We start from the raw sequence: 18,005 nt of genomic DNA on the forward strand, positions 1-18,005 counted from the left end.
AGGTGAAGCTTACTCCGCCGGCGCTTCCGCAACGTCCCGGCTGCGGCCGAGCGTTATTTTGGCCAGCGTGAAGGAGATCGCCGCGCAGAGCGTGATGCCCGCCACCATCGGCAGCGGCGTGCCGTCGAAAAACGCACCGGCGACGCCCATGGCGACCGCGCCGATGGCGAAGTGCAGCGTGCCCATCAGCGCCGACGCCGTGCCGGCGATCTCGCCATGCTCTTCCATAGCCAGCACAGACGTCGTCGGGATGACCAGACCGAGAAAGCCGTAGCCGATGAACAGCAGAGCCGCCATCACGTCGAGCCGGTCGACACCCGATGCCATCACCGCGAACAGCACCACCATCGTCGTCGCATAGCCGGTCACCGCGACGCGCACCACGCGCTGCAGCCCGAACCGCTCCGATAGCAACCCGGTCAGCTGCGACATGCCGATAAAGGCAACCGCATTGATCGAGAAGAACACGCTGTAAACCGAAGGCGACAGGCCATAATGGTCGATCAGGATGAAGGACGAGCTCGACAGATAGACGAAGAAGCTCGCAATGCCGAAGCCGGCGATGGCCGTCAGGCCAAGGAAGTTGCGGTCGCCCATCAGGAAGCGGTAGCCGGAAAGTGCCGTCCCGAAGGACGACCCGGCGCGCTCCTCGACCGGCCGTGTCTCCTTGAGCGAGGTCGCCAGCAGGATGGTGGCGAGCACGGCCGCGCCCGTCACCGTCCAGAACACGGCGCGCCAGCCGAAATTCTCGATGATCTGGCTACCGGTCAGCGGTGCCAGGATCGGCGACACCGAAAACACCAGCATCAGCAGTGACATCAACTTGGCGGCCTCGGTGCCGGTATGCAGATCGCGCACGATCGCGCGCGGCACGGCCATGCCGGCGCTGGCGCCGAGCCCTTGCAGGAAGCGGAAGGCGATCAGCCATTCGATCGAGGGAGCCAGCGCCGAGCCGACGCCGCCGACCATGAACAGCGCCAGGCCGCCGTAGAGCGGCAGCTTGCGGCCGACCATGTCGGAGATCGGTCCGACGACGATCTGGCCGAAGCCCATGGAAAGAAAGAAGATCAGCAGGCTCATCTGCACCGCGGCAGTGCCGGCATGCAGATCCTCGCCGATTGAAGGCAGGGCCGGAAGATACATGTCGATGGCAAACGGGCCGATGGCGGACAATAGGCCGAGCACGACCGCAATGCGGAGGAATTTGGCATTCATGATAGCAGGCTCTTTCGAATTCTGGTTGCCGCCGAGGACCGGCGTGTAACCCTAGGACGTTCCATCCCGTTGAGTTCCGACTCCTCTGCGGAACGAAACCCCCTTCGTGCAAGTCCACAAATTTAGACAGGCTTGTCTAATTCGTCAACCACCTCTATATAGTTTTGCATGAAGGCCAACGTTTCTCCTGACATTTTCCCGCCGCGGGGCCATGAGGCCAAGCGGATGTCGATTGTCGACGCCGCCGCCTCGGTCTTCTGCCGCGAAAGCTTCGCCGGTGCCAATATCGACATGATTGCCGCCGAGGCCGGCGTCTCCCGCCAGACCATCTACAATCATCACGGCGACAAGGAAAAACTCTTCGTTGCCATCGTCCGCGACCTCACCGAACGTTGCAATGCCGGCATCTTTGCCACGATTTCCACTTTTCCCGATCAGCCGAAGGATCTCGAGGCCGACCTCATCGCCTTTGCTGTGCGGATGAACCACAACTGCATCTGCAACCGCGACGGCAAATTCCTGCGCAAGCTGATCCAGACCGAGGGCGGGCGCTATCCCGAGTTGTTCGCCGAATGGCGCGAAGAAGGACCGGGCAGGACGTGGCCGGCGATCGCCGCCCGTTTCGCCCGCCTCGCTCATGCTGGCTTCCTTGACATCGACGATCCCGATGTCGCAGCGCGCCAGTTCATGGCGCTTGCGAATGCCGAGTTGCAGACGACGTTCATGCTCGGCGGCACACCGACCGAGGACGAGGTGGTGCAATCGGCGACAAATGGCGTGCGCACCTTCCTGCGCGCCTTCGGCAAGCGGCAGCCTGTGGCCCGAGCAAGCAAACGGGGCGCGCTCGCCAACGCCTGAGGATCAAATCCGTTTGACGATCAAATCGTCGCCAATGGGCTTCGCTTCCGCACGCTGGCGATCTATATCCGGTTTACGCCGCGCTCAAGCTTGATTACAGCTATCAGGACGATTCAACGGAACCCGACAGCCACATGGCCGACGACCACATCCGCTACGACATTCTGGCCCAGGAGGCGTTGCGCGGCGTCATGCGCAAGGTCCTGGCCGAGGTCGCGCGCACCGGTCTCCCGGGCAACCATCACTTCTTCATCACCTTTCTCACCGGCGCGCCGGGCGTGCGTGTGTCGTCGCGGCTGCGCGAGCGCTATCCCGAACAAATGACCATCGTTATTCAGTTCCAGTATTGGGACCTGAAGGTGAGCGACACCGGATTCGAGGTCGGGCTGTCGTTTTCCGACGTGCCGGAGAAACTGGAAATCCCGTTCTCGGCCGTGCGCGGCTTTTACGACCCGTCCGTCAACTTCGAGCTCGAATTCGACGTCAAGACGGATACCCCGGCTGAACAGGAGACAAAGGCCAAGCCTGCTCCCGAGCCGCTGGCCATCGTCGCCGAGAAAAAGCCCGAGACGAAGAAGAAAGCCGCCGAGGCGGAAAAGAAGCCTGCCGCGGCCGACGCCGGTGCCAAGGGCGCCGACGTGGTGTCGCTCGACGCCTTCCGCAAGAAGTGACCCGACAGGCGGCGTGACATGGCCGAGATCGTCAATCTCCGTCAGGCACGCAAGCAGAAGGCGCGAGCCGAGAAGGAGCGCCTGGCCGAACAGAACCGGGCGCTGCATGGCCGTTCCAAAACCAGCCGGGATAGCGACCGCCTGATCGCCGACAAGGCCGACAAATTCGTCGCGGGCCATCGCCGCGAAAAATCCGGCGATTCGGACAAATCCGATGCTTGAATGTGAATAGGATCGTCGCGTGAGCCCGGTCGAAAAGCGCTCGGTCACCATTCGCGGCCATCGCACCAGCTATTCGCTCGAAAAGCCTTTTTACGACGACCTGGTCGCTATTGCGGCCGTGCGAAAGCTGACGCTCGCCGCGCTTGTCGCCGAGATCGACGAGAGCCGCCCGCGCGATGCCAATCTCTCCTCGGCACTCCGGCTCTATGTGCTGGATTGGGCCAAGCGCCGGATGACGGGTTCGCTCTAACCTCCCTCCAGCGACTTCAGCAAATTGTCGATCGATGAGGGATCGATCTGGGGTTTTGGCGCGGGTTCCGCTGGCGACTGATTGTCATCGGTTGCAGGCCGAGCCTCACGCTCCATCTTCTGCGCTTGCTCCGCCGCGGCCTTGCGTTCGGCGTCGAGCTTTGCCTTTTCCTCCGAGGCGATCCGCAACGCCTCTTCCGCCCTCTGGCGTTGCTGTTCTTCGGCCTGCGCTGCTTCCTCGGCAGCCTGTTGCGCCGCCTTGGCTTTGGCTTCGGCATCCGCTTTGGCCTTTGCAGCCGCCTCGGCTTTCGCCCTGGCCTCGGCTTCGGCCTTCGCCGCTGCATCCGCCTTTGCCTTGGCGTCCGCTTCAGCCTTCGCCCTGGCCTCGGCTTCGGCCTTCGCCTCGGCTTCAGCTTTCGCCTTGGCCTCAGCTTGCGCCTTCGCCTCGGCTTCAGCTTGCGCCTTGGCCTCAGCTTGCGCCTTCGCCTCGGCTTCAGCTTGCGCCTTGGCCTCAGCTTGCGCCTTCGCCTCGGCTTCAGCCTTCGCCTTGGCTTCAGCCTGCGCCCTCGCCTCCGCTTCGGCTTGGGCCTGCGCCTCAGCTTCGGCCTTTGCCTTGGCGTCGGCCTCGGCCTTCAGCCGCGCTGCTTCCTGTTGCCTGCGCAGTTCCTCCGCCGCTCTTTCACGCTCAGTTTGCAGGGCAGCGTAGTAGCGCACCTCACGCCGCAATCTTTGTTTCTCGAGCAGTGCGGCTTGCATGGCTTCGACCCGCTGCTGCTCCTTTTCCAGCGCACGCTGGGTCAGGAACTGTGCCAGCGGCTCGCTGTCGAACTGCCGTTTGGTGGCGCCGAACGGACCGTCGACGCTGAAATTCAAAATCGGTTCGGAGCCGACCAGCGCCTCATCGCCGGGTCGATAGGCGATCTCGCCCTTGGCATCGACGGTGCTGGTGTTCAGATCGGCGGTGATGTCGGCGGACAGCGTCGCGCCCGGGCTTTCGAATTTGACCGGCGGCGCCCTCAGCGTGCCGCCGGCGATGGTGAAGGCAATATCGGTGTCCTGCGCCGGAAAACTGCCCGCCGCGGCGATCTGCGGCACGAAGCCGGCAGTCTTCGAGGCGTCGATATCGCGCCCTATCGCATCGGCCTTGGCGATGAATGCGCCAAAGGCATCGGGATTGAAGCCGGCAATAGTCATGCCCTTGAGCGTTGCCGTGCCGGAACCGGACAGCGCCGCAACCATCGCGTCGACCGATTTGCCGCTGGTCGAAAGCGCCGTCGAGAACTCGCCGCTTCCGCTGATGCCGGCCTCCGGCAGTACGGCTACCAGATCGGCGCCGGCGAGTTTCATCTGACCGGAGAAAAGCCCGGTGCCGTCATTGTTCTTGAACTCGAACAGGCCACTCAACTCGCCGCCGAGGAACTTTGCCTTGAGGTCGGAAACGCGGATACCCTCCTGGTCGAGCTGCAGCGACAGCGCAGCGTCATAGGCGGTGGCAAGCGGGCCGGCGGCAAGCGACGCCGCCGTCAGATCGAGATCGGCGGTAAATGGCAAACTGGATTTCTGGCTGAACGGTGCCGTCGGCCAGGCCCCGTCATTGACAAGGAAGGCCTGGTCACCGAACAGCATCACCGCCATCGGATCGAGGTCCAACTCGTCCAGCGACAGCGCGCCGGCAAGATGCGGCAGCCCCTCTTTGACGTCGATATTTACGTCACCGGAAACCGCCGCTTCATTGACGGCGCCGCTGAGGCCGCTCAGCACCAAGAGACCGTTGCCGTAGTCGGCATCGGCAGCAAGCGACGTCGACATGCCGGTCCCCATGCCGGGCAGGCCGACGCCGGTCGTCATCAGCCATGGCTCGATGTCGGCCGTTTCAAGGCTGACCTTGCCCTTGGCTGCCGCGCCCTGAGGCGTGTCGGCAATTGTCCCGTCGAAACCAGCTTTGAAGTCATTGCCGGCGAGGCTGAATCGTGTCGCCAGGCCGCCGCCAAGCGTGCCTTTGGCCGAGACGTCGGTGGTCGCCTCGCCGAGCATGCCGAGTGGCAGCGCCGGCAGACCGTAAAGCGCCAGAAGCGCGGTGGCGTCGGCGTTCCTTGCGTTGAAGGTCAACGTCACCGGCGCTTCGAGAGGCCGGTCGAGCGCCCCTTTGCCGGACAATGACGCCGAAAAGGCCGAACCACCGGCCTTGCCCTGTGCGCTCATTGCCAGTCCGGTCGTACCATCGCCATTGTCTGCCGCACTCGTGACCGCGTCGATACGCGCATCCTGGAACAGCTCGGGATAGGCCGCAGCACGCTCCGCCAGCCCCCTCAGCACCGCGTTGTCCGGATAATGCTGGACGGCGACGTCGATCAGCGGCTTGAGGTCGACGGCGACCACCGAGGCGTCGAGCTTGCCGGTCGGGCTCGCCGGGAAATCCTTGATCCGGCCGGTAGCGCTGATCGAGGCGCCGGCAAGTCCGCCGACCGACAGTCGGTCGATCTCAAGCAGCCCATCGCGCAATCTAAGCGCGGTGTCGACGCTACCGGCGGTCAAGCCGCCGGCGCTGACCGGCCCGGCCTTGATCCGGAAATCGAGATCACGGTCGGAAAAGCGGTTGGCGCCCTTGTCGCTGACGAAGATCGAGGCGAAGGCGGCGAGCCCATCGACGTCGAGTTCGCCGCCTTCCAGTTGCATCAGCACCGATGGCCTGGTGTCGTCGGGCTGGCTGGAATCGATGCGGCCGGAGAACTTTGCCTTGCCGAGGATGAGTTCGAGATCGCTGAAGGCCTGGTGCTTCTCGCTCAAATCCACCTTGGCCTTGAAGCCGGCGGCCGGCAAGCGGCGGATCGCCTCGTCGACGTCCTTCGACAGCCAGGCGGCAAAGCCGGAGGGCTGCGCCACCGCCAGAAGCAGCGATCCGGTGAAACCGAAATGGTCCTCGACGCTGACCATGCCGTTGGCTTCCAGCTTGGCCCGGCCGGGTAGCGTGGCGGCCAGCGATTTTACCGCCCAGCCGCCCTCGGCCGGCTCGGCGGACAGATGCACGTCGCGAACCGTGGTGTCGCCTGCCACCACCGCCGGCAGTTCCACCTCGACCGTGCCCGGTATGGTCGGCTTCGGCAGATCGAGCAGCGCCTGCTCCAGCGCCGCCACCCTCTCGGACAGCGTCAATCCGGCACCGGCCGCCGCCCCCACGGCCTCATCGAACTGCACCTGCGCGCCATTGGCCTCTATCGAGAAATGCGGCTTCAGTCCAAGGTCGACCGCAGCCTTGCCATCGGCGGTGTAGGGATTGTCGAGCGGTCCGGTCTCGAAGCGGAATTCGTCGACGCCGAGCTTCTGGTGGTCGAGCGAAAACTTGCCGTTCAGCCTGAAGCCCGGGTCCGGTTTGCCGGCGCTGACTTTTAGCGCCTCGCCGCTGGCGCCGCGCGGCTGCGCCGCAGTCCGGTCTGCGCCCGATATCTTGAACTGGCCCGAATAGACCGCGGCGCCCTCGACGAGGCCCACATTGCCGTCGGTTTCGATGACCAGCGGATAGTCATCCGGATCGGCCTTGAGCCTGAGCCGCATTTGCCCGTCCGGTTCGGCCTTGCTGGTGGAAGCGGCGATCGTGGTCCGCAACCCGTCCAGCAACAGCGAACCGTCCAGCCGCCAGGGGCCGGCCAGCGACTTGGCCGAGATCGTTGAGTTGATCTCGGAAATAAGATGGCTGCGCCCGCCGGCGGCGTGGCTGAGCGCGATCTGTCCTTCCGTCACCGTCAGCTTCTCGATGGAGATCTGGCCGGGATCGAATGGCGAGGACGGCCGTATCGTCCAGTCGACCGTGCCGTCGGCGGCGATGTCGATGATCGCCTTCGGCCGCACCAAGCGCATGTCGAAGATCAGCACTTCGCCGCGCAGGAATGGCGCGAGTTCTGCATCCATCGAAAAGGTTTCGACGGTCATCGCCGGCTGGCCGTTGGGGCCGCCGGCAACGGCGACGTTGGAAAAGGTCACCGAGGGGAACGGCAACAGCCTTGCCGTTGCATCGCCTCGCACGGTCACCTTGCGCCCCAGAACGGCACTGGCCTCGCGTTCGAAATCGGCACGGTAACCCGTCCAGTCGACAAAGTACGGCACCACCAGCGCCGCACACAGCACCAGCACGAGAAGCCCACCGAAGATCACGAATAGGCGTGCGAGCATGAACTCCGAAGCGGTTGATTGAAAATCAGCCGCACTCTACCCGCATCAGCGTGTCGATAAAGAGGCAATTCCCGCCAGACAGGCTTCCAGAGCAAAAGAAGGCGGCCAAGAAAACTCAGCGGGCGTCGCGCTTTGCCTGCGCCACCTTTGCCGCCTGCCGCTGCCGGCCGAGTTCCATCGGCCGGATCAGATTCTCAGGCCGCCGGCTCACGATCGCGCGCATGCCTTTGTGCGCGGTGCGCGTGTTGAACTCGGGACCGTCCGCCGCGGCGCCTTGCTTCATGGACAGCGCCTTGCGTGCATTCTCGACCAGCGAAACACGCGCTGCCAATTGGCGGCGGCGTTCGGCCTCGCCATTGAGCCGCCGCATGGTCATTGCCAGAACCGCCAGCTTCAACTGCGAACCTCCATCGGCCTTCGAGGCGGCGGCGCCCTTTGGCGCACCTTTGCCGCGGATTTTCGCGGCGGCGGCGATGCGCCTCGGTCTGGGCCTTGTCGCGCCGCTCCCTTAGGAGCTTGACCAAGCTGGCGAGTTCGGCGTCGGCAAGATGCTGCACTGCTGGATGGTGCGACTTCTCGACGAGAGCATGTTCGTCGGCGCTTAGCGCCCGAGCCTCCTCCTTGCGCGAAATCGCCATGACACCGTTCCTCCGTCTGTGACGCCCGCCTGCCTCTCAGGTCCTTGGAGTCTTGATCCAAATGGTGGTGCGGTCAAGCCGGGCACCATTTTGGATCTTCCTCCACTATTCGGCCGGCAATATCTTGCCGGGGTTCATTATATTCAGGGGGTCGAGTGCCTGCTTGATCGTGCGCATGATGTCGACGCCATGGCCGAGCTCATGCCGCAGGAAGCCGATCTTGCCTTGCCCTATGCCATGCTCGCCGGTGCAGGTGCCGTCCATGGCGATGGCGCGCATATTGAGCCGCGCCACGAATTTTTCCGCCAGTGCGATCTCCTTCGGATCGTCCACGTCCATCAGCACCAGCACATGGAAATTGCCGTCGCCGGCATGGCCGACGATCGGCGCGACCAGGCCCATCTCGGCGATATCCGCTTCGGTCTCCGTGACACATTCGGCAAAGCGCGAGATCGGCACGCAGACATCGGTCGACAGGCCCTTGGCGCCCGGCCGCAGCGTCAGCGACGACCAGTAGGCATCGTGCCTGGCTTTCCACAATTTTGTCCGCTCTTCGGCGACGCTGGTCCACAGGAACGGACCGCCGCCATTTTCCTCGGCGATCATGCCGAAGGTCTCGGCCTGTTCGGCGACGCTGGCATCGCTGCCGTGGAACTCGACGAACAGGCAGGGGCTCTCCGGATAATCGAGCTTCGAATAGGTCTTCATCGCCCGCATCTGCAGCGCGTTGACCAATTCGATGCGCGCCACCGGAATGCCCATCTGGATGGTCGCGATCACCGCGTTGCAGGCAGCCTCAAGACTGGGGAACGGGCAGACGCCGCCCGAAATCGCCTGCGGAATGCCCTGCAGCTTCAAGGTCAGCTGTGTGATGATGCCAAGCGTGCCTTCCGAGCCGATCAGCAGCCGCGTCAGATCGTAGCCGGCCGAGCTTTTCTTCGCGCGCTTGCCGGTCGTCACTGCCTCGCCGTCGGCCATCACCGCGGTCAGCGACAGGACGTTCTCGCGCATCGTGCCGTAACGCACGGCGTTGGTGCCCGACGCGCGCGTCGCCGCCATGCCGCCGAGCGAGGCGTTGGCGCCCGGATCGATCGGAAAGAACAGGCCGGTGTCGCGCAGGTGCCGGTTGAGGTCCTCGCGCGTCACGCCGGGCTCGACGGTGCAATCGAGGTCCTGCGGATTGACCGCAATGATGCGGTTCATGCGTGACGTATCGAGTGAGATGCCGCCGCCCGGCGCATTGGTGTGGCCTTCCAGCGAAGAGCCGACGCCGAAGGCAATCACCGGCACGCGGTGCGCGGCGCATGCGCGCACGATCTCCTGCACCTCCTCCGTCGTCTCGGCAAAGGCGACACCGTCCGGCGCCTGCGTCGGAATATAGGTCGTGGTGTGCGCGTGCTGGGCGCGGATCGCCTGGCCGGTCTGGAATCGCTCGCCGAGCCGCTGCTTGAGGATGCCGAGTACGGCGGCAATCCCTTCTTCGTTGCGCTCGACCGGATTGAGGTCGCTTAGAGCCATCGATTCCTCCGCGAATGGACCAGCGTCCACCCTTGTTCTGCATCTAGGGATGCGTAGTCTCACCAACCACGCTCTGTCCAGTCCACGCTCAACCCGGCATGACGAGAAGGAAGTTTCCGATGCCCATTCCCGCCCCTTTCGTCTCTCGCGCCATGGAGATCGAGGAGGCCTGGATCGACTACAACGGCCATCTCAACATGGCCTATTACAACGTGCTTTTCGACCGTTGTTCCGACGAAGCCTTCGAGATGATGGGGATGGGGCCGGATTATGTGAAGGAACAACGGCTGACCATCTACACCGCGGAAGTCCATGTCTGCTACGTCCAGGAGCTGCATCTCGACCACAAGGTCACGGTCTCGTTCCAGTTGCTGGACCACGACGAGAAGCGGCTGAGGGCCTATCAGGAAATCCGCCATCTCGACGGCTGGCTCGCCGCCACCTCCGAAACGCTGTCGTTGCATGTCGACATGGCTGGCCCGAAGGTCGCGCCCTTCCCCGCCGACGTCCTGGCCAGGGTGGAAGCGATGCGCGCCGCCCATGCCGCCCTGCCGATGCCAGAGCGCGCCGGCCGCTCGATCGGTATTCGTCGTAAGCCGGCTTGAACCACGGTCCAACCGCCGTTAACCTTACCGAGGTTCTAACGTGAACAAGCCGAATTGAGACGTTGAACGACTCAGCGCGGCGTTGGAAAACCATCCGCATCGAATTGCGATACGGGCGGCGGAGCAGCAGCGGTTCGGGGAACGTGCATGAAAACCGACATCAAGGTCGAGGCGGACAGGCTGGCGGCTGATCCACGCATCACCGACTATGATTTCTGGCGCTCGCTGAAGAACCTCAACAACGAGATCTTCCACATCGCCAACAACAACGAGCCGATCCCCTTCGCCATGATCCGCTGGCGCGCCATCCTTAAGCAGGCGCGGATCAAACGCGGCCACGCCTGAACGGTGCGGGAAGAAACAGACCGGCCGTCCGGTTTGCATTTGGTATATTTGCGCCGCCCCTCGTCGCCCCGCCATACACTTCTCCCCATCGCGCCAACGCGTTCCGCGACGGTTACAGCGTCGGTGAATTGCGTCGGTGAATTGCATTGCCTACTCCCTGCCGATATGGATTGCGGGGCGGATCGCGATGGAGATGCGGGATGGCGAATGACTCGCTGTCTGAAATCGAAGCAGGATTGCCGACATGGGCGGCGGCGATCGCTCGTCGACTTGACTTCTTCCGGAGCCGGCATTTCAGCAAACATAGCATCAGTGAGTTGACGGTCGTTCTGGCTGCGCTTCGCCGCCGCGTCGCGGCACCCGGTGGCGGGGATCAGGCTCTCCTTGCTTTTCTGCACGCCTGCCTGGCGCTGCTTGAAGAGGCAGCGGTCTCGCGAACGGACCTAGCCAGTATCTCCCGTGACTTGGCAACGTTGTGTGACATGGCGCGAATATCCCTTCACGGCGATTGCGACGATCGGCCGTTGATGGCCCACGAGGGCAATATGAAAGATTTGTCTGGTGCATCGAGCTGGGCCGCCCGAGTCCCAGCTCGCGTGGTTTGGTTGGCTGCAATGGTTGCCGAAGTGCCAGATGCAGAAGGCGAAGCCGCCGTTATGCTGGTGAATGACCTAGCTGCCGTTGACGCGGACTTTCCTCTGCGCGCCCTTCGTGTCGCGTCCCGAGCTTAAGCGTCGTCTTGCGGCTTATGGCTCGCTCCTTGCGACCGCTGCCGCCGCGCGATAGGGCTACCGTGGCTATTGCCTACCCGCTCACGAATGATCGCCCCGTCCTTGAACATCACAGCAGCCGCTTCACCGCTCCCAGCGGCGATCGCGGCACCACCGGCGACGACTGGATGATCGCCGTATTGGTCATCGCGAACGGAATGATCCGGTCGATCAACCGCTCGAGCTCGGCCACCGAGCCGACATGCGCCAGCGCGATGAAACAGTCTTCGCCGGTGACCCGGTCGCATTGGGCGATTTCCGGCAGGTCGCGGATAATTTCGGCCACGACAGCCAGTTGCCCCGGCACCGGCCTGATCCGCAGCCATGCCGACAGCTTCATGCCGAGCGCGGCGGGATTGATGCGCACCGTATAGGCCTCGATCACGCCGCTTTCCTGCAGCCGCTTGATGCGCTCGGCAACGCTCGGCGCCGACAGGCCGACCGACCGCGCCAGCTCGGCGGTGCTGGTGCGCGCATCCTTCTCCAGCAGGCGCAGGATTTTCAGGTCGGCCGGATCCAGATCGCTATTTTCATTTCGAAGGCGTTTCAGCGGAATACTCCTTGCTTTCGGAAAGCAAATAGCCGCAGAGACCGGCCATCATCCATATCAATGGCAAAAATCGCCTGCGATACTGATCCCATGCAAGATCGGACGCAAGCCCCGGCAGCGAGTCCGGCACTCGCCGGCCCCGCCTTTACCTTGGCAAACGCGGTCCCGCCGCATCTCTGGTTCGGCGTCAGTGCCGTGTTCCACTATCTCGGACCGGCCTTCGCGGTGCTGCTGTTCCCGCAGGTGGGCGTGCTCGGCATGGCTTGGCTGCGCATCGCCACCGCTGCACTCGTCTTTGCCCCATTGACCCGTCCATGGGCGGTCTTCGCCCGCGCCGATCGCTCGACGCGATTGTTGCTTGTGGCTTTCGGCGTCTGCCTTGGGGTGATGAATTGCTCGTTTTACCTGGCGCTCGACCGGCTGCCGATCTCGCTGGTGGCGGCGATCGAATTCGTCGGCACGATCGGCGTCGCGCTTGTCGGCCTCAGAAGCCCGCGCAATCTCGCCGCCCTTGCAATCGCCGTCGCCGGCACCTTGCTGCTGATCGACGTCAAATGGTCGAGCGATCCCGTCGGCCTGTTCTGGGCTTTCCTCAACGGCGCGCTGTTCGTTGGCTATATCGTGCTCGGCCACCGCGTCGCGCGCGCCGGCGCCGGCGATGGCATCGCCGGGCTGGGTGCCGCCATGGCGGTCGCCCTTCTCGTCGTACAGCCGATCGGTTTTGCCGATGCGCTGCCGGCTTTCTCGGCGCCGCCGCTGCTGCTTGCGGCGGTCGGCGTCGGCATATGCTCGTCGGTCATTCCCTATATTTGCGACCAGCTCGCCATGTCGCGGCTGCCGCGCTCCAGCTTCGCGCTGATGCTGTCTTTGCTGCCGGTCACCGCGACGTTGATCGGCGTCATTGTGCTGCGGCAGGTGCCGAGCCTCACCGACTGCATCGGCATCGCGCTGGTGGTGGCCGGCGTTGCATTTCACAAGCCGGCGCCGGCGCCCGCCTGATCAGGCCAGCTTCTCCTTGAGGAAGGCGATCGTCCGGCCCCAGGCGAGATCGGCCGCCTTCTTGTCGTAGCGGGCAGCCGACGTGTCGTTGTTGAAAGCATGGTTGGCGCCTTCATAGACATAGACCGAGTATTCGACATGAGCCGCGTCGAGTGCCGTCTTGAAGGCGTCGATGCCGGCATTGGTGCGGGTGTCGAGCCCGGCATAATGCAGCATGAGCGCGGCCTTGATCTTCGGCACGTCCTCGGCCTTTGGCTGCATGCCATAATAGGCGACGGCGGCGGCGAGGTCCGGCGCGTTGACGGCCAGCATGTTCACCGTGCCGCCGCCCCAGCAGAAGCCGACGGCGCCGACCTTGCCGTTGCCGTCCTTGTAACCTTTGAGGTAGGCGACCGTTGCGACCGCATTGGCGGCGACCTGTGCTGGATCGAGCTGGGAAAACAGGTCACGTGCCCTGTTTTCATCGGCCGGCGTGCCGCCGAGCGGCGTCATGAAGTCCGGTGCGAGCGCTACGAACCCTTCCAGCGCAACGCGCCGCGCCACATCGCGAATATGCGGGTTGAGTCCCCGGTTTTCGTGCACGACGATGACGGTGCCCAGTTTGCCGGACTGACCCGCCGGCTTGACCAGATAGCCCTTCATCTCGCCGCTGCTGCCGGGATAGCTGATGTCCTCGCCTTTCACACGCGGATCGTCTTCCGCCACGATTGCCGCCTGGGCCGAGTTCGCCGCCAGCAGCGGCGCGATCGCGGCAGCTGCCGCACCCGATCCGGCAAGCCTGGTCAATTGCTCCATGAAGCGCCGCCGGTCGAGTGTCAGATGCGTGTATTCGTCATAGGCATCGATCATCACTTGGGTAATGACAGGCTCGGCGGCAGTGGGTCCGGCAGGTGTTGTCATGGCGCGCTCCTCGTCGGCCCCCCGCGGCAACATAGAGCCGAGGCTTGCCTGGTCCAGTCACGGCTGAGTGAGGCTGCCAAAAGTCCCTGCACTGAGGGCCGTGATGCCGCGCGCCGCACTGTCGTTAAATTTTGGTCCTTTGTGGCAATGCTAAATGCACGCACCACAATGTAAAAAGAAGTTACCGGGCTATGCCTCACTCGGGCCATTTGGCGAACGAGAATGGCCATTTGGCGGGAAAAGAATGCCTGACGACGAAGGAATAAGCCCATGACCTTTCCCTTCCCGCTTCTGGCAAGTGGGTTCGCACTCGCCGCTATGACTTTGCTGGCGCTGCGGTTCACCGCCTTCAAACGATCGTTGATCAAGGTCCGCTCCAACCGGCACCCGCCCACAAACACCAAAGCCTGAGGAAAGGTCATGGACGTTCAGGACATCATCAACACCGTCTCCCAGAAATCCGGTCTCAACCGGGCTTTGACGGAAAAGATCGCCGGCACGATTTTCTCGGTGCTCGAACACGAGGCGGAAGGTACGACCCTGTCGAGCTTCTTCGCCAAAATCCCGGGAGCCGACGCCCTGGCCAAGCAATATGATGTCATGGCTCCCGGCGCAGCTTCCGGTGGGGGTCTCCTGTCCTCGCTGGAGGGCGCGCTCGGCGGTGCTCTCGGCGAAAAGACCGGCGCGCTGATCAACGGCGTCGCCATACTCAAGGCATCAGGCCTCACGCTCGCACAGATCAGCCAGGCCGGCAGCATGCTGGTCCAGCAGGCCGAGACAGCCGCCGGCCCGCAGTTGACCAATGAGGTACTTGCATCGGTACCCGACCTGAAAGGGCATCTCGGGCTCTGAAGGAACTTCTCTATTTCGGCAGCGTATACGCCATCACATAATCGCCCGGCTTGGTGCCGACCGAGCCGTGGCCGCCGGCAACGATGACGACGAACTGGCGCCCGTCGGCTACCGTGTAGGTCATCGGTGTCGACTGCCCGCCCGCCGGCAGCCGCGCCTGCCAAAGCTGCTTGCCGGTCGTGAGATCATAGGCGCGCACATAGTCGTCGACTGCCGCACCGAGGAAGGCGACGCCGCCCGCAGTGATCATCGGTCCGCCAATGCCGGGCACGCCGACCTTGAATGGCAGCGGCAGCGGCGTCATGTCGTAGACGGTGCCGTTGCGATGCTTGTAGACGATCTTGCCGGTCCGGAGATCGGCGCCCGCCACATAGCCCCAGGGCGGCGCCTGGCAGGGAATGCCGAGCGGCGACAGGAACGGCTTCAATATCACTGCGTAAGGCGCACCGTCATTGCGGTTCAGACCCTGTTCGCTGCCCTTGGTGTCACCGGGCGGCGGCACGTCGGCGCGCGGCACCAGCTTGGAGATGAACGCCAGATATGTCGGCATGCCGAACATCACCTGCCGGACCGGATCGACTGCCACGCCGCCCCAGTTGAAGGTGCCGAAATTGCCGGGGTAGATCAGCGAGCCCTGCAGCGACGGCGGCGTGTAGCGGCCCTCATAGCGCAACTTCCGGAGCTCAATCCGGCAGGCCAGCTGGTCGAACATGGTGATGCCCCACATGTCCGCGCCGGTCAGCGGTTTCGGACTGAAGCTGAGGTCCGAGGTCGGCTGCGTCGGCGAGGTATGGTCGCCTTCGATCGCGCCGCCCGGCGCCGGTACTTCCTTGACCGGAACGATCGGCTCGCCACTGCGCCGGTCGAGAACATAGAGGTCGCCCTGCTTGGTCGGCCCGACCAGCGCCGGCACCACGCCACTTTCCGTGGTGATGTCGACCAGCGTCGGCTGCGCCGGCACGTCCATGTCCCAGAGGTCATGGTGCACGGTCTGCCGCACCCAGCGCAATTGTCCGCTGTTGAGGTCGAGCGCGGTGATCGACGAGGAGAATTTCTCGTCATTGGCGCTGCGCCCGGCGCCGAGCTGGTCCGGCGTCTTGTTGCCGAGCGGCACATAGAGCAGGCCGAGCTTCTCGTCGGTGCTCGCCGTCGACCACATGTTGGACGAGTTGTTGGTATAGGTCTGGCCCGGCGGCAGCGGCGTCGTCTGGTCAGGATTGCCGGAATCCCAATTCCACAACAGCGCGCCGGTGTCGGCTTCGTAGGCACGGATGACCCCGGACGGCTCCTGCGTCGAATAATTGTCGTTGACCGCGCCGCCGACGATGATCTTGTTGGCGACGATCAGCGGCGCCGAAGTCGAATAGTAATAGCCCGGCTTAGGATATGGCATGTTGGCGAGCAGGTTCAGCGTGCCACCTTCGGCGAAAGTCGGGCAGACCTGGCCATTCGCCGCATCGAGCGCGATCAGCCGGGCGTCGGACGTCGGCAGGTAGATGCGTGTGGCGCAGGGCTGGCCGGCGGCGATCTTGGCGTCGGCATAATAGGACACGCCGCGGCAGGTCTGATGCTGGCGGTCCTTGTCGAGCTTGACCTGCGGATCGAAGCGCCATTTCTCCTTGCCGGTGGCGGCGTCTACGGCGATGGCAAAATTATGCGGCGTGCAGATGTAGAGCGTGTCGGCAATTTTCAGCGGCGTCACCTGATAGGTCGTCTCGGCGATGTCGTCGGGCCCTTTCACGTCGCCGGTGCGATAGGTCCAGGCCGGCTGCAGATTGGCGACGTTTTCGGCGGTGATCTGGTCGAGCGGCGAATAGCGCTGGCCATATTGCGTGCGACCGTAATAGTGCCATTCGCCGGCCGGCACGTTGCCGCCGAGGTCGGCCGTCGGCGTCACCTTGTCGGTGTTGAGTTGGCCGGCAATATCCTTTGGGTCCGTCGTCATCGAATAGCCGGCGACCGCAAGCGATGCCAGCACGGCGAGGATAAGCGGTGCGCGTCCGTCGGGACCGGTAAGCCCGCGCCGCGCCCATGGCGTCAACAGCCACAGCGCGACAAGCACGATGATGCCGCCGCGCGGGCCGAGTTCCCACCAGTCGAAGCCGGTTTCCCAGACCGCCCAGGCGAGCGTGCCGAGCACGATCGCCGCATAGAGCCACAGCGCCGTGGATCTGCGCCTGTAGAGCAGCCAGGCCGCGACAAGGAAAGCTAGACCGACAATGACGTAATACCAGCTGCCGCCAAGCGTCACGAGCCAGATGCCGCCGCCGCCAAGCGCTAGGCCGATGAGGAAAAGGATCAGGGAGGTGATGACCACAGCCAAGACGGTGCTCCTTCGACTGGTGCGCTCCGCGACGCGTCCATGGGCAACCCCGCATTGCGTTCCTGCCCCCACGCAACTTTCTCCGGCCCGCTTCCCCTGTCAAGCAAGCTCGGCGTTTTACGGCGCCGGCCCATCGCAAGCCCGGCGTTTTGGTTAGCGGACCCATTTCAGATTGTGAGTCCACCGGCTGGACAGAGAACAAAACGGAGACACTTCTGGCCTTTCGCTGCCGAATCACTACATTCGGGGAGAGATGTCCGGCTTTTCGGAAGACATGCCCTTTTTTGACGAACCGAACGCGCGGCCCGTGGCCCCGTCGGGCATTGCCGCGCGCGCCATGGCTGCCCGCAGCAACCAGAACAACGCGCCCGATTATCTCAACGGCCTCAACCTCGAGCAGCGGCTGGCGGTGGAAACTACCGAAGGCCCGGTGCTGGTGCTGGCCGGCGCCGGCACCGGCAAGACGCGCGTCCTGACCACGCGCATTGCCCACATCCTTGCCACCGGCAAGGCCTTTCCCTCGCAGATCCTCGCCGTCACCTTCACCAACAAGGCGGCGCGCGAGATGAAGCAGCGCATCGGCCTGTTGATCGGCGAAGGCAATGTCGAGGGCATGCCGTGGCTTGGCACCTTCCATTCGATCGGCGTCAAGCTGCTGCGCAGGCATGCCGAACTGGCCGGGCTCAAATCCGACTTCACCATTCTCGACACCGATGATGTCGTGCGGCTGATCAAGCAGCTCATCCAGGCCGAAGGGCTGGACGACAAGCGCTGGCCGGCCAAGCAGTTCGCCCAGATGATCGACGGCTGGAAGAACAAGGGCCTTGGTCCCGCCGACATCCCCGAGGGCGATGCCCGTGCCTTCGCCAACGGCAAGGGCCGCGAGCTCTACAAGGCCTATCAGGAGCGGCTGCAGACGCTGAATGCCTGCGACTTCGGCGATCTGCTGTGCCACCCGATCCGCATCTTCCGCGCCAATCCCGATGTGCTGAAGGAATACCACAAGCGCTTCCGCTACATCCTCGTCGACGAGTATCAGGACACCAACACCGCCCAGTACATGTGGCTGCGCCTGCTGGCACAGCGGCCTCAATCCTCCCCCCCTGCGGGGGTGGATTGAGGC

15 protein-coding genes and 2 pseudogenes are annotated in these 18,005 nt (G+C 63.9%); 10 read left to right on the plus strand and 7 right to left on the minus strand.

Annotated features, from left to right (window positions below):
* Nucleotides 1-9: 9 nt before the first annotated feature.
* Nucleotides 10-1,215 (minus strand): multidrug effflux MFS transporter, encoded by a 1,206-nt coding sequence (locus NKJ40_RS16630; protein ID WP_352466936.1) that lies wholly within the window; start codon nucleotides 1,213-1,215, stop codon nucleotides 10-12.
* Between the two features lie 168 nt (nucleotides 1,216-1,383).
* Between NKJ40_RS16630 and NKJ40_RS16635 the strand changes: the two genes are divergently transcribed.
* The 4 genes from NKJ40_RS16635 to NKJ40_RS16650 all read left to right on the plus strand — a co-directional run bounded on the left by NKJ40_RS16635 (nucleotide 1,384) and on the right by NKJ40_RS16650 (nucleotide 3,216).
* The gene (locus NKJ40_RS16635; protein WP_352466937.1) at nucleotides 1,384-2,073 is read left to right on the plus strand and encodes a TetR/AcrR family transcriptional regulator; all 690 of its coding nucleotides are present in this window, start codon (nucleotides 1,384-1,386) and stop codon (nucleotides 2,071-2,073) included.
* A gap of 134 nt (nucleotides 2,074-2,207) precedes the next feature.
* Nucleotides 2,208-2,744, plus strand: a complete 537-nt coding sequence (locus NKJ40_RS16640) for an SspB family protein (protein WP_352466938.1) — start codon at nucleotides 2,208-2,210, stop codon at nucleotides 2,742-2,744.
* A gap of 18 nt (nucleotides 2,745-2,762) precedes the next feature.
* A complete protein-coding gene (locus NKJ40_RS16645) occupies nucleotides 2,763-2,966 on the plus strand; it encodes a DUF4169 family protein (protein WP_352466939.1) in 204 nt (67 codons plus the stop codon).
* Nucleotides 2,967-2,985: 19 nt separating this feature from the next.
* A complete protein-coding gene (locus NKJ40_RS16650) occupies nucleotides 2,986-3,216 on the plus strand; it encodes a ribbon-helix-helix domain-containing protein (RefSeq protein WP_352466940.1) in 231 nt (76 codons plus the stop codon).
* On the opposite strand, the gene NKJ40_RS16655 is transcribed toward NKJ40_RS16650, so the two are convergent.
* The 3 genes and pseudogenes from NKJ40_RS16655 to NKJ40_RS16665 all read right to left on the minus strand — a co-directional run bounded on the left by NKJ40_RS16655 (nucleotide 3,213) and on the right by NKJ40_RS16665 (nucleotide 9,538).
* Nucleotides 3,213-7,382 (minus strand): AsmA family protein, encoded by a 4,170-nt coding sequence (locus NKJ40_RS16655; protein ID WP_352466941.1) that lies wholly within the window; start codon nucleotides 7,380-7,382, stop codon nucleotides 3,213-3,215. The two genes, NKJ40_RS16650 and NKJ40_RS16655, sit on opposite strands and share 4 nt — an antisense overlap.
* A gap of 115 nt (nucleotides 7,383-7,497) precedes the next feature.
* Nucleotides 7,498-8,020: pseudogene (locus tag NKJ40_RS16660) on the minus strand (hypothetical protein).
* 105 nt (nucleotides 8,021-8,125) lie between these two features.
* Complete coding sequence (locus tag NKJ40_RS16665) at nucleotides 8,126-9,538, minus strand: FAD-binding oxidoreductase (protein ID WP_352466942.1); 1,413 nt, start codon at nucleotides 9,536-9,538, stop codon at nucleotides 8,126-8,128.
* Between the two features lie 119 nt (nucleotides 9,539-9,657).
* Between NKJ40_RS16665 and NKJ40_RS16670 the strand changes: the two genes are divergently transcribed.
* From NKJ40_RS16670 to NKJ40_RS16680, 3 genes are all read left to right on the plus strand, one after another.
* Nucleotides 9,658-10,143 (plus strand): thioesterase family protein, encoded by a 486-nt coding sequence (locus NKJ40_RS16670; RefSeq protein ID WP_352466943.1) that lies wholly within the window; start codon nucleotides 9,658-9,660, stop codon nucleotides 10,141-10,143.
* A gap of 147 nt (nucleotides 10,144-10,290) precedes the next feature.
* Nucleotides 10,291-10,488: a hypothetical protein gene (locus tag NKJ40_RS16675; RefSeq protein ID WP_352466944.1), complete on the plus strand. Its 198-nt coding sequence runs from the start codon at nucleotides 10,291-10,293 to the stop codon at nucleotides 10,486-10,488.
* Between the two features lie 200 nt (nucleotides 10,489-10,688).
* Entirely contained in the window at nucleotides 10,689-11,219 is a 531-nt protein-coding gene (locus tag NKJ40_RS16680; protein ID WP_352466945.1) for a hypothetical protein, read from the plus strand.
* Nucleotides 11,220-11,328: 109 nt separating this feature from the next.
* On the opposite strand, the gene NKJ40_RS16685 is transcribed toward NKJ40_RS16680, so the two are convergent.
* On the minus strand, nucleotides 11,329-11,808 hold the full coding sequence (locus NKJ40_RS16685) for an Lrp/AsnC family transcriptional regulator (protein ID WP_352466953.1): 480 nt from the start codon (nucleotides 11,806-11,808) through the stop codon (nucleotides 11,329-11,331).
* Nucleotides 11,809-11,898: 90 nt separating this feature from the next.
* Here NKJ40_RS16685 and NKJ40_RS16690 point away from each other — a divergent pair, with 90 nt between their 5' ends.
* Nucleotides 11,899-12,807 carry an EamA family transporter gene (locus NKJ40_RS16690; protein ID WP_352466946.1) on the plus strand — a complete coding sequence of 303 codons (909 nt, stop codon included), beginning with the start codon at nucleotides 11,899-11,901 and terminating at the stop codon, nucleotides 12,805-12,807.
* Here NKJ40_RS16690 and NKJ40_RS16695 read toward each other — a convergent pair whose 3' ends face one another.
* Nucleotides 12,808-13,707, minus strand: a complete 900-nt coding sequence (locus tag NKJ40_RS16695) for a dienelactone hydrolase family protein (protein ID WP_352466947.1) — start codon at nucleotides 13,705-13,707, stop codon at nucleotides 12,808-12,810.
* A gap of 420 nt (nucleotides 13,708-14,127) precedes the next feature.
* On the opposite strand from NKJ40_RS16695, the gene NKJ40_RS16700 reads away from it, so the two are divergent.
* Nucleotides 14,128-14,559 (plus strand): hypothetical protein, encoded by a 432-nt coding sequence (locus NKJ40_RS16700; protein ID WP_352466948.1) that lies wholly within the window; start codon nucleotides 14,128-14,130, stop codon nucleotides 14,557-14,559.
* Nucleotides 14,560-14,569: 10 nt separating this feature from the next.
* On the opposite strand, the gene NKJ40_RS16705 is transcribed toward NKJ40_RS16700, so the two are convergent.
* Nucleotides 14,570-16,882 (minus strand): glucose/quinate/shikimate family membrane-bound PQQ-dependent dehydrogenase, encoded by a 2,313-nt coding sequence (locus tag NKJ40_RS16705; protein WP_352466949.1) that lies wholly within the window; start codon nucleotides 16,880-16,882, stop codon nucleotides 14,570-14,572.
* Between the two features lie 253 nt (nucleotides 16,883-17,135).
* Between NKJ40_RS16705 and NKJ40_RS16710 the strand changes: the two are divergent.
* Nucleotides 17,136-17,984: pseudogene (locus NKJ40_RS16710) on the plus strand (ATP-dependent helicase); the annotation flags it as partial.
* Between the last annotated feature and the right edge of the window lie 21 nt (nucleotides 17,985-18,005).

This window comes from Mesorhizobium sp. M0119 (genome assembly GCF_040322615.1).
GTDB lineage: Bacteria > Pseudomonadota > Alphaproteobacteria > Rhizobiales > Rhizobiaceae > Mesorhizobium.

What these genes read in the sequence shown, in the direction of transcription:
- NKJ40_RS16630 (WP_352466936.1), bottom strand. Translation starts at nt 1,215, where the DNA reads ATGAATGCCAAATTCCTCCGCATTGCGGTCGTGCTCGGCCTATTGTCC.
- NKJ40_RS16635 (WP_352466937.1), top strand. Translation starts at nt 1,384, where the DNA reads ATGAAGGCCAACGTTTCTCCTGACATTTTCCCGCCGCGGGGCCATGAG.
- NKJ40_RS16640 (WP_352466938.1), top strand. Translation starts at nt 2,208, where the DNA reads ATGGCCGACGACCACATCCGCTACGACATTCTGGCCCAGGAGGCGTTG.
- NKJ40_RS16645 (WP_352466939.1), top strand. Translation starts at nt 2,763, where the DNA reads ATGGCCGAGATCGTCAATCTCCGTCAGGCACGCAAGCAGAAGGCGCGA.
- NKJ40_RS16655 (WP_352466941.1), bottom strand. Translation starts at nt 7,382, where the DNA reads ATGCTCGCACGCCTATTCGTGATCTTCGGTGGGCTTCTCGTGCTGGTG.
- NKJ40_RS16665 (WP_352466942.1), bottom strand. Translation starts at nt 9,538, where the DNA reads ATGGCTCTAAGCGACCTCAATCCGGTCGAGCGCAACGAAGAAGGGATT.
- NKJ40_RS16670 (WP_352466943.1), top strand. Translation starts at nt 9,658, where the DNA reads ATGCCCATTCCCGCCCCTTTCGTCTCTCGCGCCATGGAGATCGAGGAG.
- NKJ40_RS16675 (WP_352466944.1), top strand. Translation starts at nt 10,291, where the DNA reads ATGAAAACCGACATCAAGGTCGAGGCGGACAGGCTGGCGGCTGATCCA.
- NKJ40_RS16680 (WP_352466945.1), top strand. Translation starts at nt 10,689, where the DNA reads ATGGCGAATGACTCGCTGTCTGAAATCGAAGCAGGATTGCCGACATGG.
- NKJ40_RS16690 (WP_352466946.1), top strand. Translation starts at nt 11,899, where the DNA reads ATGCAAGATCGGACGCAAGCCCCGGCAGCGAGTCCGGCACTCGCCGGC.
- NKJ40_RS16695 (WP_352466947.1), bottom strand. Translation starts at nt 13,707, where the DNA reads ATGACAACACCTGCCGGACCCACTGCCGCCGAGCCTGTCATTACCCAA.
- NKJ40_RS16700 (WP_352466948.1), top strand. Translation starts at nt 14,128, where the DNA reads ATGGACGTTCAGGACATCATCAACACCGTCTCCCAGAAATCCGGTCTC.